Source organism: Streptomyces sp. KR55 (assembly GCF_052245645.1).
GTDB lineage: Bacteria > Actinomycetota > Actinomycetes > Streptomycetales > Streptomycetaceae > Streptomyces > Streptomyces flavusporus.
In genome coordinates this window covers 1-16,125 of sequence record NZ_JBQQCE010000209.1, presented here as the reverse complement: position 1 = coordinate 16,125, position 16,125 = coordinate 1, and the positions used below count along the sequence as shown (strand labels likewise).

14 protein-coding genes and 1 riboswitch are annotated in these 16,125 nt (G+C 70.1%); of the genes, 1 reads left to right on the top strand and 13 read right to left on the bottom strand.

What is annotated here, in order from left to right; all coding sequences use genetic code 11:
• The 3 genes from ACTWQJ_RS27710 to ACTWQJ_RS27700 form a co-directional block, all read right to left on the bottom strand.
• Nucleotides 1–602, bottom strand: a 602-nt coding sequence (locus tag ACTWQJ_RS27710; RefSeq protein ID WP_443309270.1) for an SGNH/GDSL hydrolase family protein, incomplete at its 3' end; no start/stop codon positions are given.
• Between the two features lie 213 nt (nucleotides 603–815).
• Nucleotides 816–1,814, bottom strand: coding sequence for a M23 family metallopeptidase (locus ACTWQJ_RS27705; RefSeq protein WP_443309268.1), 999 nt, complete (start codon nucleotides 1,812–1,814; stop codon nucleotides 816–818).
• Between the two features lie 2 nt (nucleotides 1,815–1,816).
• Nucleotides 1,817–1,976, bottom strand: a riboswitch (cyclic di-AMP (ydaO/yuaA leader).
• 307 nt (nucleotides 1,977–2,283) lie between these two features.
• A complete protein-coding gene (locus tag ACTWQJ_RS27700) occupies nucleotides 2,284–4,353 on the bottom strand; it encodes an alpha-galactosidase (RefSeq protein ID WP_443309267.1) in 2,070 nt (689 codons plus the stop codon).
• 203 nt (nucleotides 4,354–4,556) lie between these two features.
• Here ACTWQJ_RS27700 and ACTWQJ_RS27695 point away from each other — a divergent pair, with 203 nt between their 5' ends.
• The gene (locus ACTWQJ_RS27695) at nucleotides 4,557–5,354 is read left to right on the top strand and encodes a tyrosine-protein phosphatase (protein ID WP_443309266.1); all 798 of its coding nucleotides are present in this window, start codon (nucleotides 4,557–4,559) and stop codon (nucleotides 5,352–5,354) included.
• A gap of 18 nt (nucleotides 5,355–5,372) precedes the next feature.
• On the opposite strand, the gene ACTWQJ_RS27690 is transcribed toward ACTWQJ_RS27695, so the two are convergent.
• The 10 genes from ACTWQJ_RS27690 to ACTWQJ_RS27645 form a co-directional block, all read right to left on the bottom strand.
• The gene (locus ACTWQJ_RS27690; protein WP_224734064.1) at nucleotides 5,373–5,492 is read right to left on the bottom strand and encodes a DUF6126 family protein; all 120 of its coding nucleotides are present in this window, start codon (nucleotides 5,490–5,492) and stop codon (nucleotides 5,373–5,375) included.
• A complete protein-coding gene (locus tag ACTWQJ_RS27685) occupies nucleotides 5,489–6,112 on the bottom strand; it encodes a helix-turn-helix domain-containing protein (protein ID WP_443309265.1) in 624 nt (207 codons plus the stop codon). The genes ACTWQJ_RS27690 and ACTWQJ_RS27685 overlap by 4 nt, the downstream gene beginning before the upstream one ends.
• A gap of 60 nt (nucleotides 6,113–6,172) precedes the next feature.
• The gene (locus tag ACTWQJ_RS27680) at nucleotides 6,173–7,600 is read right to left on the bottom strand and encodes an aspartate aminotransferase family protein (RefSeq protein ID WP_443309264.1); all 1,428 of its coding nucleotides are present in this window, start codon (nucleotides 7,598–7,600) and stop codon (nucleotides 6,173–6,175) included.
• Nucleotides 7,597–9,552, bottom strand: a complete 1,956-nt coding sequence (dxs, locus tag ACTWQJ_RS27675) for a 1-deoxy-D-xylulose-5-phosphate synthase (protein WP_443309263.1) — start codon at nucleotides 9,550–9,552, stop codon at nucleotides 7,597–7,599. Before dxs ends, ACTWQJ_RS27680 begins: the two co-directional genes overlap by 4 nt.
• Before the next feature lie 30 nt (nucleotides 9,553–9,582).
• Nucleotides 9,583–10,758, bottom strand: a complete 1,176-nt coding sequence (gene ispG, locus ACTWQJ_RS27670) for a flavodoxin-dependent (E)-4-hydroxy-3-methylbut-2-enyl-diphosphate synthase (protein WP_443309262.1) — start codon at nucleotides 10,756–10,758, stop codon at nucleotides 9,583–9,585.
• Nucleotides 10,759–10,762: 4 nt separating this feature from the next.
• On the bottom strand, nucleotides 10,763–11,785 hold the full coding sequence (gene hpnH, locus ACTWQJ_RS27665) for an adenosyl-hopene transferase HpnH (RefSeq protein ID WP_224733936.1): 1,023 nt from the start codon (nucleotides 11,783–11,785) through the stop codon (nucleotides 10,763–10,765).
• A 5-nt stretch (nucleotides 11,786–11,790) separates the two neighbouring features.
• Entirely contained in the window at nucleotides 11,791–12,432 is a 642-nt protein-coding gene (locus tag ACTWQJ_RS27660; protein ID WP_443309261.1) for a phosphorylase family protein, read from the bottom strand.
• A complete protein-coding gene (shc, locus tag ACTWQJ_RS27655; RefSeq protein WP_443309260.1) occupies nucleotides 12,432–14,423 on the bottom strand; it encodes a squalene--hopene cyclase in 1,992 nt (663 codons plus the stop codon). Before shc ends, ACTWQJ_RS27660 begins: the two co-directional genes overlap by 1 nt.
• A 120-nt stretch (nucleotides 14,424–14,543) precedes the next feature.
• Nucleotides 14,544–15,608: a polyprenyl synthetase family protein gene (locus tag ACTWQJ_RS27650; protein ID WP_443309269.1), complete on the bottom strand. Its 1,065-nt coding sequence runs from the start codon at nucleotides 15,606–15,608 to the stop codon at nucleotides 14,544–14,546.
• A 68-nt stretch (nucleotides 15,609–15,676) separates the two neighbouring features.
• The coding region (locus tag ACTWQJ_RS27645) for an FAD-dependent oxidoreductase (protein WP_443309259.1) at nucleotides 15,677–16,125 on the bottom strand (449 nt) is incomplete at its 5' end.

Genomic DNA, 16,125 nt, shown 5'->3' with positions numbered 1-16,125 from the left:
GGCTGCTCCGGATCGGCGGGGACGGCGAGGCCGAGGACCTGACCGGCCCGCAGCGCCACGCGCGTGTGCCCCTCGGGCGAGAGATGCAGCCGGTCGTCGTCCCAGGCCCTGCGGTCCTGAATGGACTTGAGGGACCACAGGTCGAGCACCGGACAGCCGTACCGGTCGGCGATGGCCCGCACATGCCCGTTGTAGGTGGCGATCTTGCCGCGCAGGTGCTTCAGCAGGGGTACGCCCCGAGTGTCGAAGCCGGTCGTCACCATCACCGTGCCCGCGACGGCCGTCAGCGCGGCGATCGCCCGCTCGAAGCGCTCGGCGACGTCGTCCGGGTCGGTACCGGGCCGGAGGATGTCGTTTCCGCCGGCGCAGAACGAGACCAGGTCCGGCGCGAGTTCGACGGCCCGCGGAAGCTGGTCCGCCACGATCTGGTCGAGCAGTTTTCCGCGTACGGCGAGGTTCGTGTACTGGAAGTCGCCCTCGGCTCGGCGGTCCGCGAGCAGTACGGCGAAGCGGTCGGCCCAGCCGACGAACGCCCCGTCGGGGCCGGGGTCGCCTACGCCCTCGGTGAAGCTGTCCCCCACCGCCACGTACGACCCGATCACTGATCTGCTGTCATTCTTCGAATCGTCTGCCACGTCGGGTCATGATTCCGTGTCGAATGTGACCTACGCGACCGTAGGAAGGGGTTGACGGGCGGTGAGATAAGCCACTGCCAAAAGGTTGGTCAACTCCGGAATAACCGCTGCGTCCGCACATGCCGAAGGCCGGACCCGGGGATCGGGGTCCGGCCTTCGGCGGTGTGCGAGGCGCGTGCGTCAGCCGACGGAGACTCCGTGCGAGCGGAGGTACGCGACCGGGTCCACGTCCGAGCCGTAGTTCGGAGTGGTGCGGATCTCGAAGTGCAGGTGCGGGCCGGTCGAGTTGCCGGTCGAACCCGAGAAGCCGATCTGCTGGCCCGCGGTCACGGTCTGGCCGCTGGAGACGGACAGCGAGGACAGGTGGGCGTACTGGGCGTAGTAGCCGTCGGCCAGCTTGATGACGACCTGGTTGCCGTACGCACCGGCCCAGCCCGCGGAGACGACCGTGCCTGCGCCGACGGCCTTGAGCGGGGTGCCCGTCGGCGTGACGAAGTCGACGCCGGTGTGGTAGCCGCTGGACCACATACTGCCCGCCACCTTGTAGGCGGTGCTGACGGCGGCGCTGTCCACGGGGGCGGAGAAGCCGGTGGAGGTGCCGGCGGCGGACTGGGTGGCCGTCGACGTGTTCGACGAGGAGGACTCGGCGGACGACGACTGGTCGGACGACTTCGCCGAGGACTCAGTCGAGTTCGTCGACTTCGACGCCTCGGACGACTCGGATGACTCCGACGAAGAGGAGGAAGAGGGCGAAGCGGACGACGGCTTGTCCGTGCTCGCCGCGGCCTTCTTGCCGATCGTGAGCTTCAGGCCGGGGTGGATCAGCGACGGGTTGTCGCCGACGGTCTCACGGTTGTCCTGGTAGAGCTTCTGCCAGCCACCGGTGACGCTCTGCTCCTCGGCGATCTTCGCGAGGTAGTCGCCGACCTTCACCGAATAGGTCTTCACACCGGCGTTCTTCGCGGCGGACTTCTTTTCGGCGGCCTTCTTCTGGGCGGCGGCCTTCTCTGCGGCGACCGACTGAACGGCGCCTTCCGGAGCGGACTGCGCAGTGGCGGCATGGGCGCCGGCGGCCCCCATCAGCGGGAGGGCGAGTGCGGCGCCACCGGTTCCGGCAATGGCGATGGAACGGGTGAAACGCTGGGTCTTCGGACGGCGGTGCTTACCCTTCGCGGGCATGGCGAATTCCTCTCCGGCGCCTGCGAGGTGAGCTGTCGGGTGCGGGCTGGAGATGCCCGGCCGCGCCGAAACGCGGCTGTACCCCTAGCCGTTCCGGAGACCGGAACAGGCATTTGTACCTGTGGGTCCCCCGCTCCTGCCGTACACGGGTGAGTTTGCGCGGGCACCGGGCGGCGGCAGGATTAGGCGTCCACCCGGATCGGTGTGGAACGTAAGCGACCAAGACGCAATGGGACAAGCAAGAGGTTCCGCGCGAACACCCACTTCTTGATCAGTTCACCGAATTCACGGTCACCCTCCGTGAATTCCGGAACCGTCACATTCCGCAAATGCCCTTGAAAAGCGCTTGGATTACGTGAACATGACGGGCGACTCACGGTCACGGATATGACGCTGCTCACGTGACGTCGCTCCAGGTTCCTTTATTCCCGAGCGAGTTGGAATGAAGAGGCTAATTCGGACAGAAGAGTCAGATGCGGCACAGTCGGAGAACCGTCGCATCGAGGTCACCCCGCAGTCCGGTGCGCAGTCCGTGGTGCAGCAGTACGGCACCCCGGTGCACTTCGCCCGTTTCGCGGCATTCGTACGACGCGGTGGGGTCGAGACCTTGCAGCCGCAGCGCCGGGACGGGCTCCCCGTGGCTCTGCGCCTGAAGCCATGCGAGTACGACGGCCTCGTCGCCGCGTACGTACTGGACGGCGCTCAGCCCGCCCCGTGGCGGCCGCAGCCGGTGGAGGTCCCCGCGCTGCACGAGTGGCCGGATCTCCTTGTAGAGCGCCACCCAGCCCCGGGCCTCCGCGAGCTCCTCGTCAGTCCACCGGGTGAGGTCACCCCCGACGCCGAGCACCCCGGCCATGGCGCTGACGAAGCGGAAGCGCAGCGAGCTGATCCGGCCGTTGAGCTGGGTGTTGGGGCTGTCGGTGACCCAGGCGGCCATCACGCGCGCGGGGTGGATCTGACTGAAGCCGTCCTGGATGGCGAGCCGGTCGAGCGGATCGGTGTTGTCGGAGGTCCACACCTGGTCTGTACGGCTCATCACACCGAGGTCGATGCGACCGCCGCCACCCGAGCAGGACTCGAAGGCGACACCGGGGTGGGCCGCCCGCAGCCGGTCCAACAGGGCGTACACGGCGCGCACATGGTCGACCCACAGCCGCTGCGGATATGACTCACCGGGCCAGCCGGCATCGGTGAAGCAACGGTTGAAGTCCCACTTCACGTAGTCGATCGGGGCGCTGGACAGGAGCCCGTGCAGCTGCTCCCAGAGGTAGTCCTGCACATCCTCCCGCGCGAGGTTCAGTACGAGCTGATTGCGAAGTTCTGTCCGCTTTCGCCCCGGTTGGAACTGCACCCAGTCCGGGTGGGCGCGGTACAGCTCGCTGTCGGGATTGACCATCTCGGGCTCGACCCAGATCCCGAACTGCATCCCCAGCGCGTGCACGTCGTCGGCGAGCGGCTTGAGTCCGGCCGGGAAGCGATCGGGGTTGGGTGTCCAGTCGCCGAGCCCGGCGCGGTCGCTGGTGCGCGTCCCGAACCAGCCGTCGTCGACGACGAACAGCTCGACGCCGATCGCCGCGGCCCGCCGGGCGAGCGCCCGCTGCTGCTCCTCGCTGATGTCGAACTCGGTGGCCTCCCAGGAGTTGAACAGCACCGGCCGGTTCCGCTCGGCGTCCGGAATGACGTACGCCCGCTGGTAGGCGTGCCAGGCGCGGCTGGCACCGCCGAAGCCGCCGTCGCTCCAGAGGCCGGCGAAGACAGGGGTGGTGAAGGACTCCCCCGCCGCCAGCCGCAGCAGGCCGGAGTCGTCGTAGCCGGCTCCGCCGGTGATCTGCACGCGCGCGTCCGGCAGTTGTGCGACGGCGATCCGCCACGAGCCCGACCAGGCGAGGGCGCAGCCGTAGACCTCGCCGCGCTCCTCGGTCGCGTCGGTGTCCAGCGCCACCCACGGCAGATGCTGGTGGCCGGTGTGTCCGCGGCGGCTGCCGATGACCTTCTCACCGTAGGTGAGGGGGGAGCGCACGAGCCGGGACTCCGCGGCCCAGCGACCGTGCAGCTGGGACAGCCGCCATGCGTCGCGGTCCGGCAGGGTCCAGGTCGCGGAGTCGGCACGCAGCAGCTCGGCCTCGGGCCCGTCGTTGTGCAGGGTCACCCAACGCTCCACGACGTCGTCACGCATCCGGTAGTGCAGGGTGATCGCCAGCCCGGCGTCGCGGAAGCGCAGCCGCAGCTCCTGGTCCGCGGTCTCGTGGGCCTCGAAACGCCACTCGGTGCCGCGCCGCTCGTCGGTGCGCACGGACAGGGCGGGCCGCACGAAGCGAGGGCCGCCCTCGACGGGATACTCCTCGCGCCCGTCGAGCGGCGACTCGAAGGGCCAGTAGTCCGGCAGTGGGCGCACGGCGAGGGCCTCGGCGTCGGCGAGCGCGATCCGCGGGCCCCAGTGCAGATGCAGCAGCTCGTCGTCGTCGGTGAGGTGGACGGCATAGCTGCTCGTGGGCCCCGACAGCAGCCACGTACGCCCGTTCTCGGCGATCTCCAACATCAGGCCCCCACAGATTCCGACAGCTCCACTCAAGCACCAACATCATCAAGGGCCGCGGGCGTCCGGGGCAACGCCTGTGGACAACTCGTCCAACGGGCTGTGACCTCCTGTGGACAACTCATTGCCCCAGGAATCCATGTCGTATCGTCGACTGCGTGCCCGTCGACGAGCCGCGCCGACGGGGCCGATGGGAGGGAGCCCCCGTGACGCAGCAGGTGCCGTCGACCGAGCCCGAACTGGCCGGAGTGCGCAACTTCCGTGACGTCGGCGGCCTGCCGACGGAGGACGGCCGACGGGTGCGGTACGGGGTGTTGTTCCGCAGCGGTCACCTCGCGCACGCCACCGACGAGGACGCCGAGTTCCTCGGCTCCCTCGGACTGCACACGATCTTCGACTTCCGCAACGCGGCGGACCAGAAGCTCGAGGGCCCCGACGTCGAGCTGCCGGGCGTGCGCAATGTGAACCTGCCGCTGACGGACCCCGCGGACGGCGCCGAGTTCTGGAAGATGGTCCGGGACGGCGACCTGGACCAGCTGCGCTCGATCCTCGCGGACGGCAAGGCGGCGAACCGGATGATCACCTCGTACCGCACGATCATCAAGGAGCGCACGACCGAACACTCCCAGGTACTGCACGCGCTCGCCGAGGACAGCGTCCCGGCCCTGATGCACTGCGCGGCGGGCAAGGACCGCGCCGGCCTGTCCATCGCCGTCACGCTGCTCGCCCTCGGCGTGGACCGCGAGGCCATCCTCGCCGACTACCTGGAGTCGAACGCCAAGCACCGCCGCTACAAGGTGCACCGCAGCAGCACCTCCGCCTCCGCCTACTCCCCCGAGGTCATGGAGCTTCTCAGCCCTCTCTTCGACGCGCGCGCCGAGTATCTGACGGCGGCCATCGAGACCATCGACGAGACGTGGGGCGGCGTCGACACCTACCTGGAACAGGGACTGGGGGTGGCCCCGGAGACCCGGGACCGGCTGCGCGCGCGACTGCTCGACTGAGCCGGACCCGAGTGCGGCCTACTTCGCCCCCACCTCGAAGAGCAGGTAGAGGAAGGCGGCGAAGACATGTCCTGCCACGATGTAGATGAACAGCCGGACCCAGATGGCCCGCGGGAACTTCTGCTCGATGTCGCTCATGGCGTTTCTCCCGTAATAGGGCCGAGGCACAGCGCGGCCGTGGGGCTCTGCAGCAGGGTGTGGACGAAGAGGAGCTCGACCCCGTCGGGGTCCTGGGCGGCGATGCGGTGCGGGGTCAGCGAGTCGAAGTGAGCGCTGTCCCCTGGTGCGAGCAGGTGCGCGGTGTCCCCGAGGCGCAGCCGCAGGCGGCCCTTGAGGACGTACAGCCACTCCTCACCGGGGTGCACGCGCACGATGTCGCCCTGCGAGCCGTACGGCACCTGGACGCGCAGCGCCTGCATGCCGCGGCCGGGCGCGCCGGCCTGCCAGTACGTCCAGCCGCCCGCACCCGTCGGCTCCATGGCGGCCGCGCGCACGACGGCGTCCCGGTCGGCGACCGTCTCGCCGAGCAGCTCCGAGACCGTCGTACTGTAAATGCGGGCGAGCGAGAGCAGCATCGGCAGCGAGGGCTGACGCTGCCCGGTCTCCAGCCGGGAGAGATGGGCGGGCGAGAGTCCGGCGGTGCGGGCGGCGACCTCCAGGGTGAGGCCGGCCCGCCGGCGCAGGGCGCGGAGCTGCGGGGCGACCACCGGCAGACCGTCGGCCGGCTCGGCCCCGGGCTCGGAGGCGGAGGAGCTCATGCCTCCATTCAGCCGGAGGCTTGCCCATTGGGCAAATTTCTTGCCTGTAAGGCAAAAGTCTTATCGGTTGGCGACCGCCTGCTTCACCAGCGTCTTGCCGAAGTCCCACACCAGGCCGCCGCCGTTGTGCGCGTCGTCCATCACGGCCGTGAACGCGTCGACGAACCGGTCCACCTCCCGCTCGCCGATGATCAGCGGCGGGATCAGCTTGATGACCTCCAGATGGTCGCCGGAGACCTGGGTGAGGATCCGGTGTCGCTGCAGCAGCGGGACGACCACCATCTGCGCGAACAGCCCCTTGCGGGCGGCCTGCAGCATGGCCCAGCGGCTGCGCAGCTTCAGCGACCGGGGCCGGCCGAACTCGATGCCGATCATCAGTCCCCGGCCGCGGACGTCCGCGAGCATCTCGTACGTGTCGGTCAGCGCCGCCAGCCGGGACCTGAGCAGTTCGCCGGTGGTGCGCACGCCCGCGACGATCTGCTGGTTCTCCATCACCGACAGCACCGCCAGGCCCGCCGCCATGGCCTGGGCGTTGGACCCGAAGCTGGCCGAGTGGACCAGCACCCGGTCCATCGACGAGTAGACCTTCTTGAAGATCCAGTCCCTGCCCAGGGTGGCGCCCACCGGCACATAGCCGCCCGAGAGGGCCTTGGCCACGCACACCAGGTCCGGCTCGACGCCCTCCTCGTGCTGGTAGGCGTAGAAGTCGCCGGTACGGCCCAGCCCGGTCTGCACCTCGTCCGCGATGAGCAGCGCCTTGTGCCGGTGGAGCAACTCCTGGGCGGCGCGCAGATAGCCGGGCGGGGCCTCGTGCACGCCCTTGCCCTGGATGGGCTCGACGATCAGGGCGGCGACGTCACCCCGCTTCAGTTCCCGGGCCAGGGCGTCGAGGTCGCCGAGCGGCACGGCCGTGTCGGGCAGCAGCGGGGCGAAGCCGTCGCGGAAGCCCGACTCACCGTTCACGGACAGCGAGCCGGTGGTCAGTCCGTGGAAGGCGTGCGTGCAGTACAGGATCCGCGGCCGGCCGGTGACGTACCGGGCGAACTTCAGCGCCGTCTCGACGGCCTCGGTGCCGCTGTTGCCGAAGAACACCCGGTCCAGGTGCGGGCTGTGCGCCAGCAGCCGCTCGGCCAGCAGCCCGGGCAGCGGCTGGCAGTCGAAGCGGGTGAGGTCGGCGAGCTGGGCGTCGAGGACGTCGTGCAGCGCCTTGCGGACCACGGGGTGGTGGCGGCCCAGGCCCATCACCCCGAAGCCGGCGAGCATGTCCAGGTAGTCGTTGCCGTCCGCGTCCCAGAAGTAGGCGCCCTCGGCCCGCTCGTAGACCTTGTCGAAGCCGATCGTGTGCAGCATGCGCGGGAGCTGGTGGTTGAGGTACCGGGCGTGCAGCTCGTAGCGCTCGGCTCCGCGCTCGGCCAGCAGCGCACCGAGGTCGAACTCCTTCTCGGGCCCCGACTCCGGCGGCTGGGACGCGGATTCCGCGCTTGTCATGGCTGAGTCTCCTTGGACAGCTCTTCCCTCACAGCCGTCTCCCCGGACAGCTCCGCGTGGAGGTCGGTCTCCTTGGACAGCTCCTCCTTGACGGCCAGGCTCGCGCTGATCCGCCCGGCGATCTCGACCGGCGTGAGGCCGATGTCGGCCAGCACCTCACCGCGCTTGGCGTGCGCGAGGAACTGCTCCGGGATGCCGAACCGCCGTACGGGAACGTCCACTTCGGCGTCGCTCAGCGCGAGCGCCACCGCCGCGCCGACCCCGGAGGCGCGGCTGTTGTCCTCGACGACCGCGACCAGCCGGTGCGTGGCGGCGAGGCCGGGCAGCGCCGGGTCGACGGGCTTGACCCAGCGGGGGTCGACCACGGTGCAGCCGATGCCGCGTGCTTCGAGCAGCTCGGCGGCCTGCAGGCAGACCGGCGCCATCACGCCGACGGCGACCAGCAGGACATCCGAAGGATCCGAAGAGTGCAGTACGTCGATGCCGCCCACCCGGTCGATGGCCGGGACGCGCGGCCCCACCGACTCCTTGGGGAAGCGCACGAGCGTCGGCGCGTCGTCGACGGCGACCGCCTCGCGCAGCTGGGCCCGCAGCTGGTCGGCGTCGCGTGGCGCGGCGATCCGCAGCCCTGGCACGACCTGGAGGATCGACATGTCCCACATGCCGTTGTGGGAGGGCCCGTCGACGCCGGTCACGCCCGCCCGGTCCAGGACGAAGGTCACCCCGCACCGGTGCAGCGCCACGTCCATCAGGAGCTGGTCGAAGGCGCGGTTGAGGAAGGTGGCGTAGACGGCGACGACGGGGTGCAGTCCGCCGGTCGCGAGGCCGGCCGCGGAAACCGCCGCGTGCTGTTCGGCGATGCCGACGTCCCACACCCGGTCCGGGAACCGCTGGGCGAACCCGGCAAGACCCACCGGGTGCAGCATGGCCGCCGTGATCGCCACGACGTCCTCCCGCTCCTCGCCGATCCTGACGATCTCGTCGCCGAACACCGAGGTCCACGACGGCCCGTTGGAGGGGGCCAGCGGCTCGCAGGTCAGCGGGTCCATCACGCCGACGGTGTGGAAGTGGTCCTCCTCGTGCGCGAGGGCGGGTTCATAGCCGCGGCCCTTCACGGTGAGGCAGTGCACCAGCACCGGCCCGTGGAAGCGTTTGGCGCGCCGCAGCGCCGACTCGACGGCCTTGATGTCGTGTCCGTCGATGGGGCCGACGTACTTCAGGCCGAGGTCCTCGAACATCCCCTGCGGCGCGAAGGCGTCCTTGAAGCCCTTCTTCGCGCCGTGCAGCGCCTCGTAGACCGTGCCTCCGACGACCGGGGTGCGCAGGAGTACGTCCTTGCCCCAGGCGAGGACCTTCTCGTACGAGTCGGTGGTACGCAGCGTCGCGAGATGGTTGGCCAGCCCCCCGATGGTCGGCGCGTACGAGCGCTCGTTGTCGTTGACGACGATGATCAGCGGCCGGTCCTTGGCGGCCGCGATGTTGTTCAGCGCCTCCCAGGCCATGCCGCCGGTGAGAGCGCCGTCGCCGATCACCGCGACGACATGCCCCTTCTCGCCCTGCACCTGGCGGGCCTTGGCGAGTCCGTCGGCCCAGCCGAGCGCGGTGGAGGCGTGGCTGTTCTCGATGACGTCGTGCTCGGACTCCTCGCGCGACGGATAGCCGGACAGGCCGCCCTTGCCGCGCAGCTTGGAGAAGTCCTGACGCCCTGTCAGGAGTTTGTGTACGTAGCTCTGGTGTCCGGTGTCCCACAGGATGCGGTCGACCGGTGACTCGAAGACCCGGTGGAGCGCGACGGAGAGTTCCACCACCCCCAGATTGGGGCCGAGGTGGCCGCCGGTCCTGGCTACCGCCTGCACCAGGAACTCCCTGATTTCGTCGGACAGTTCGCGCAGTTGCGCCTCGGACAGCGCCTTCACGTCGCGTGGTCCCCGGATGTTCTCCAGAATCGTCACGCTCAGCCCCCTCTCGGTCCGTGCCTTCCCTCAGCTCACCGTCACTGCCGGTTTTCCCGTGCCGGTGGGGGCGCCCGCTGCGGCCCCGTCCTGCTCCATCTGCTCGGCGATCTTCATGGCCTCCTCGATGAGCGTCTCGACGATCTTGGACTCGGGGACGGTCTTGATGACCTCGCCCTTGACGAAGATCTGCCCCTTGCCGTTGCCGGAGGCGACGCCGAGGTCGGCCTCGCGGGCCTCGCCGGGGCCGTTCACCACACACCCCATGACCGCGACACGCAAGGGCACTTCCATGCCCGTGAGGCCGGCGGTGACCTCCTCGGCCAGCTTGTACACATCGACCTGGGCGCGGCCGCAGGACGGACAGGAGACGATCTCCAGACCGCGCTCCTTGAGGTTCAGCGACTCCAGGATCTGGATGCCGACCTTGACCTCCTCGGCGGGCGGGGCGGACAGGGACACCCGGATCGTGTCGCCGATGCCCTGCGACAGCAGCGCGCCGAAGGCCACCGCCGACTTGATCGTGCCCTGGAACGCCGGGCCCGCCTCCGTGACGCCCAGGTGCAGCGGGTAGTCGCACTGCGCGGCGAGCTGGCGGTACGCCTCGATCATCACGACCGGGTCGTTGTGCTTCACCGAGATCTTGATGTCCCGGAAGTCGTGCTCCTCGAACAGCGACGCCTCCCACAGCGCCGACTCCACCAGCGCCTCCGGCGTCGCCTTGCCGTACTTCTGCAGCAGCCGCCGGTCCAGCGAGCCCGCGTTGACGCCGATACGGATCGGCGTGCCGTGGTCCTTGGCGGCCCGCGCGATCTCCTTGACCTTGTCGTCGAACTGCTTGATGTTGCCGGGGTTGACCCGGACCGCGGCGCAGCCGGCCTCGATCGCGGCGAACACGTACTTCGGCTGGAAGTGGATGTCCGCGATCACCGGGATCTGCGACTTGCGCGCGATGGTCGCCAGCGCGTCGGCGTCGTCCTGGGTCGGGCAGGCGACGCGGACGATCTGACAGCCGGACGCCGTCAGCTCGGCGATCTGCTGCAGCGTCGCGCCGACGTCCGACGTACGGGTCGTCGTCATCGACTGCACCGACACCGGGGCGTCGCCGCCCACCGCCACGGATCCGACCTGGATCTGCCGCGACACACGCCGCTCGGCGATCGGCCGGACCGGTACCTCGGGGACGCCCAGGGGAATGGCGGTCATGGCGTCACTCCCGGTTTCCGGAGACCGTCTCGCGCATGGCGCGCAGGGACTCCTTCAGGGAACCCATGGTGGCGAGGACGGCGGTGGGCTCGTAGCCGCAGTGCGCCATGCAGTTGGCGCAGCGCGGGTCCTTGCCGCGGCCGTACTTGTCCCAGTCGGTCTCCTCGATCAGTTCGCGGTACGTCGGCACGTAGCCGTCGCTCATCAGGTAGCAGGGGCGCTGCCAGCCGAACAGCGAGTAGTTCGGGATCGCCCATGCGGTGCAGGGGAAGTCGACCTTGCCCTCGAGGAAGTCGAGGAACAGCGGGGAGTGGTTGAGCCGCCAACGGCGCCGGTTGCCGCCCGCGAAGGCCTTCTTGAACAGCTCGCGGGTCTGCTCCACACCCAGGAAGTGCTCCTGGTCGGGGGCCTTCTCGTAGGCGTAGGCGGGCGAGATCATCATCTCGTCGACCTCGAGGTCGTCGTTGAGGAAGTTGAGCACCTCGACGACGGTCTGCGGGGTGTCGGTGTTGAAGAAGGTCGAGTTGGTGGTGACCCGGAAGCCGCGCCGCTTGGCCTCCTTGATGGCCGCCACGGCCTCGTCGAACACACCCTCTTTGGCGACCGACTCGTCGTGCCGCTCGCGCAGGCCGTCGATGTGCACGGCGAAGGCGAAGTACGGCGAGGGCTTGAACTTGTCCATCTTCTTGCGCAGCAGCATGGCGTTGGTGCACAGGAAGACGTACTTCCGCCTGGCCACCAGCTGGCGCACGATCTCGTCGATCTGGGGGTGCATCAGCGGCTCGCCGCCGGCGATCGACACCATCGGCGCCCCGGACTCCAGCACCGCTCCCACGGCCTGCGCGACCGGCATGCGCTGCTTGAGCACCCCGGCGGGGTGCTGGATCTTGCCGCAGCCCTCGCACTTGAGGTTGCAGGCGAAGAGCGGTTCGAGCTCGACGATGAGCGGGAACTTGTCGCGCCTGCGGAGCTTCTGTTCAGCCAAGTAAGTAGCGACCTTGATGGACTGACGCAGCGGCATGGCCATCGGGCTCACCTCCTGGGGAGCAACACATTACGGTGCCATTCAAAGAATGCGGGAAGAATGGAACGAAGGACGCGGAAAGCAGATATTCCACCGCGCACCGTGCCGATCCGGACGAGCTCATGTTCTGGAGCGTCCACGACCACCCGGACGGCCGCAACCGGACGCGCACCCACGCGCCCCGCGCTCAGAAGCGTTGCCGCCGACTCCATGTCGACCGCGATTGCGCCGGTGGCGAGCAGGTCGGCACGTTCCTGACCACGGACGACGTGGTCGGAGCCGGTGACCGGCCCGGTGTGGACGGTACGGCCGGGCACGGCACGGATGAGTTCCTTGACGAGCAGTTCGGTGCCCACGCACGGCGTGCTGCCGTACGGGTGCCGGGTCTCCTCGGCGACGACCAGGTCGCCGGGGTGCATGCCGGGGGCCAGCCCCGCGCAGAAGCCGGTGGCGAGCACGGAGGCCTCGGTGAGGGCCGGGTCGGCCAGCGCCTGGGTGATGGAGCGCTCGGCCGACCGGGGCCCCATGCCGGTGCGCAGGACGGTGACCGGCCCGTCGGCACCGCCGTGGTCGCCCAGGCGCAGGGCCAGGCGCTCGATGCCGAGCGCGCAGGCGATCAGCAGCGGTGCCGAGGCGGGCGGCGTGGCCATCAGCTCCCCTTGGCCGGTGCGAAGGGCTCTCCGTTCACGAACCGGCCGAGGGCGGTGAGCGGGAAGACCTGCCGGTAGAGGTGGTAGTTGATGGAGAAGTCCCAGGGGAAGCCGGTGCCGGTGAAGTACGGCTCGTCCCAGGAGCCGTCCTTCCGCTGGGTCGCGGCGAGCCAGGCGACACCGCGTTCGACGGCCTTGGAGTCCTGCTCGCCGGCCGCCAGCAGGGCCATCAGCGCCCAGGCCGTCTGCGAGGCGGTGGAGGCGCCGCGGCCGCTCCATCGCTCGACGTCCTGGTAGGAGCGCAGGTCCTCGCCCCAGCCGCCGTCGTCGTTCTGCACGCTCTCCAGCCAGGCCACCGCCCGGCGGATCGCCGGGTGCGAGCCGGGAATGCCCGCGGCGACGAGGGCGGGCACCACCGACCCGGTGCCGTAGACATAGTTGACGCCCCAGCGCCCGAACCACGAGCCGTCCGGCTCCTGTTGGGCCAGCAGCCACCTGACGCCGCGCCGGGTGCGCGGGTCGTGGGCCAGGCCCTCGGCCGCGAGCATCTCCACGACGTGCGCGGTGACGTCCGCGGACGGCGGGTCGATGACCTCGCCGAAGTCGCAGAACGGCAGCCGGTTGGGGAACGGGCTGGTGTTGTCGACGTCGAAGGCGCCCCACGCGCCGTTCTTCGACTGCATGCCGAGATTCCAGCGCACCCCGCGCCCGATCGCCTTCTCCACCCGCTCCGGGTCGTGGTGCCTGACCCGGCGCAGTGCGAGGACGACCTCGGCGGTGTCGTCGATGTCGGGGTAGTTGTCGTTGTGGAACTCGAACGCCCAGCCGCCCGGCGGCAGCCCGGGCTTGCGCACCGACCAGTCGCCGGGCCGGACGATCTGCTCGCCCAGCATCCAGTCCGCGGCCTTGACGAGCTGCGGATGATCGGCGGGCACACCGGCGTCGACGAGCGCGATGGTCGCCAGGCAGGTGTCCCACACCGGCGACTGGCAGGCCTCGATCATCCGGGCGCCGTCCTCGCGCCAGACGGCGTACCGGTCCAGGGACTCGAGCCCGGCCCGCATCACGGGGTGCTGGAGGTCGTAGCCGAGCAGATGCAGGGCGATGAGCGAGTACACGGCCGGCGGCTGAATGCCGCCCCAGCAACCGTCGTTCTCCTGCCGCTCGATGATCCAGCGCGCCGCGGTGTTCATGGCGGCTCTGCGCAGCTTCCTCGGCACGACCTTGCGCAGGGCGTGCAGGCCCTTGTCGAGCCGCTGAAAGGCCCCGTCCCAACTCGCCGGAGGTGAAAGCGGTTTCACCGGATTCGGGTTTCCCGGATCGGTGTGCAGCTCGTCCAGAGGGAAGGGCGCGGGCCTGACCGGCCGCTTCGCGGAGACGATGGTCAGCGGGACGATGGTCTGCCGGGCCCAGCAGCCGAAGTCGTAGATGTTGAGCGGCAGCCACGTCGGGAAGTAGATGAGCTCCGGCGGGAGTTCGGGCAGGTCCTCCCACTTCCACCAGCCGAACAGGGCGAGCCAGATCCGGGTGAAGACGCGGGAGGCGGCGACGCCGCCCGCTGCCCGGATCCACTCCGATGCCTTCGCCATGTGTGGCGCGTCGGGCGCGTCGCCGGCCAGGCGCAGGGCGACGTACGCCTCGATGGTGGTGGAGAGTTCGCCGGGTCCGCCGTGAAAGGTGGCCCAGGTGCCGTCCTTGCGCTGCTCGCCGCGGATGAACAGGGCGGCGGCGCGGGTGGTGGACTCGTCGCGGATGCCCAGGAACTGACGCAGCAGCAGGTCCTCGGCGTCCATGGTGACGTTCGTCTCGAGGTCGCCCTTCCACCATCCCTCGGCGTCCTGCCGGGACAGCAGGAAGTCGGTGGCGCGCCGGACGGCGTGTACGGCGGCTTCTCGGCCCCCGGCCGCCTCGGGGGTGGTGCTGTCGGTTTCGCTGGCCGCGGCAGCGCGGGGCGGCTGGGCCCCGGTGCTTCCGTCGGTCGTCGCTGTCATGGCTTCCCCTTCGTGCAGTCACTTCCGGTGGTGCGTCTGCTGTGGGTCCGCCGTCGGCCGGTGCACACGAATCCGCGGCACCGGCCGGCGACTACGCGAGAGCTATTCGGCCGATAGTGATCATCTCTTTCGTACGACGACGAAGTCGGCGAGCGCCGTGAACTGCTGCCGCACCCGGTCGGGCATGTCGACGGCGTCGAGAGCTTCGATGGCGATGGTGTGCTGACGGCGCGCTTCCTCGGTGGTCCACTCGCGGCCGCCCGCCTCCTCGATGAGGGCGGCGCGGGCCGCGAACTCCTCCTCGGAGAAGTTCGCGAAGTCGCTGCTCTTGGCGTCGGCGGCGAGGATCTCGCCGAGCCGCTCCGAGGCGGCACCGTCCGCTGCAAGCGCAGCCACGACCGGCAGGGACTTCTTGCGCTGGCGCAGATCGCTCCAGGTCTGCTTGCCAGTGGCCTCCGGGTCGCCCCAGATGCCGAGCAGGTCGTCGACGGCCTGGAAGGCGAGGCCGAGGTGGTAGCCGTACTTCTCCAGGGAGTCGGCGGTGCGCTCGTCCGCGCCGCCGAGCACCGCGCCGATGGAGCTGGCGCAGGCCAGCAGGGCGCCGGTCTTGTTGCCCTCCATCTCCAGGCACTCCTCGACGCTGACGCGGTCGCGGTGCTCGTAGGAGATGTCCTGGGCCTGGCCGTCGATCAGGGCGCGGCTCGCCGTGGTCAGCCGGCGGGTGGCGCGGCCGGCCTCGACGGTGCCGAGCTCCAGGAGGATCTCGTTGGCCAGGGCGAACAGGGCGTCGCCGACCAGGATGGCCTGGGCGGGGCCGTGCACCTTCCAGACGGTGTCGCGGTGCCGGCGCTGTTCGTCGCCGTCCATCAGGTCGTCGTGCAGCAGCGAGAAGTTGTGGACCAGTTCGACGGCGACCGCTCCGGGAATGCCGACCTCCGGTGCGGCCCCGGTGACCTCGGCGGACAGCACCGCGAGGGCGGGGCGCACGGCCTTGCCGCCGTCGCCGTCGGCGGGGTTGCCCGCGGCGTCGATCCAGCCGAAGTGATAGGCGGCGACCGTGTCCATGGGAGGTGCCAGGCGGTCGACGGCCGCCCGCAGTACCGGTGTGGCCAGGGTCCGGCCGCGCTCCAGGAGCGCGGTCACGTCCACCGCGGTCTCTCGAGCGGCCTTCGAGGCCGGGGGCACAGTGGGCACAGTCTCTCCTCTTGTTGCGGTACCGGGGGTGCGGGGGCCTGCCGCGCGCTGATCGAGCATCAGGCCGCCTCCTCGACGTCGAAGAGGTGGCGGGGGCGGGGCCGGCCCAGGGCGCTCAGCGCGGCGCCCGCCGCACCGATGCCGCTGCGGACCGCACTCTCCATGGTCGCGGGCCACCCGGTGGCGGTCCACGCTCCGGCCAGGTACAGGCCGGGTGCCTTGGTACGGGCGCCGGGCCGCAGCCGTCCGACGCCGGGGGCGGGAGCGAACGTCGCGGTGCGTTCCCTGGTCACGAAGAAGTCCCGCACCTCGGCACCGCGGGTACGGGGCAGCAGCCGTTCGAGTTCGGGCAGGTACCGCTCGCGCAGCTCGGCGACCGGGGCGTCGATCTCGTCCTGGGCCGCGGACTGCGACAGCGCGAGGTACTGGCCCTTCTCGAGCCCGGACGCCTCGGTGCGGTCGAAGACCCACTGCACCGGGGTGCCGAGCGCGGTCAGGAAGGGCGTGG

What these genes read in the sequence shown, in the direction of transcription:
- ACTWQJ_RS27680 (WP_443309264.1), bottom strand. Translation starts at nt 7,600, where the DNA reads ATGACAAGCGCGGAATCCGCGTCCCAGCCGCCGGAGTCGGGGCCCGAG.
- ACTWQJ_RS27685 (WP_443309265.1), bottom strand. Translation starts at nt 6,112, where the DNA reads ATGAGCTCCTCCGCCTCCGAGCCCGGGGCCGAGCCGGCCGACGGTCTG.
- ACTWQJ_RS27705 (WP_443309268.1), bottom strand. Translation starts at nt 1,814, where the DNA reads ATGCCCGCGAAGGGTAAGCACCGCCGTCCGAAGACCCAGCGTTTCACC.
- ACTWQJ_RS27700 (WP_443309267.1), bottom strand. Translation starts at nt 4,353, where the DNA reads ATGTTGGAGATCGCCGAGAACGGGCGTACGTGGCTGCTGTCGGGGCCC.
- ispG (WP_443309262.1), bottom strand. Translation starts at nt 10,758, where the DNA reads ATGACCGCCATTCCCCTGGGCGTCCCCGAGGTACCGGTCCGGCCGATC.
- shc (WP_443309260.1), bottom strand. Translation starts at nt 14,423, where the DNA reads ATGACAGCGACGACCGACGGAAGCACCGGGGCCCAGCCGCCCCGCGCT.
- ACTWQJ_RS27660 (WP_443309261.1), bottom strand. Translation starts at nt 12,432, where the DNA reads ATGGCCACGCCGCCCGCCTCGGCACCGCTGCTGATCGCCTGCGCGCTC.
- ACTWQJ_RS27690 (WP_224734064.1), bottom strand. Translation starts at nt 5,492, where the DNA reads ATGAGCGACATCGAGCAGAAGTTCCCGCGGGCCATCTGGGTCCGGCTG.
- hpnH (WP_224733936.1), bottom strand. Translation starts at nt 11,785, where the DNA reads ATGGCCATGCCGCTGCGTCAGTCCATCAAGGTCGCTACTTACTTGGCT.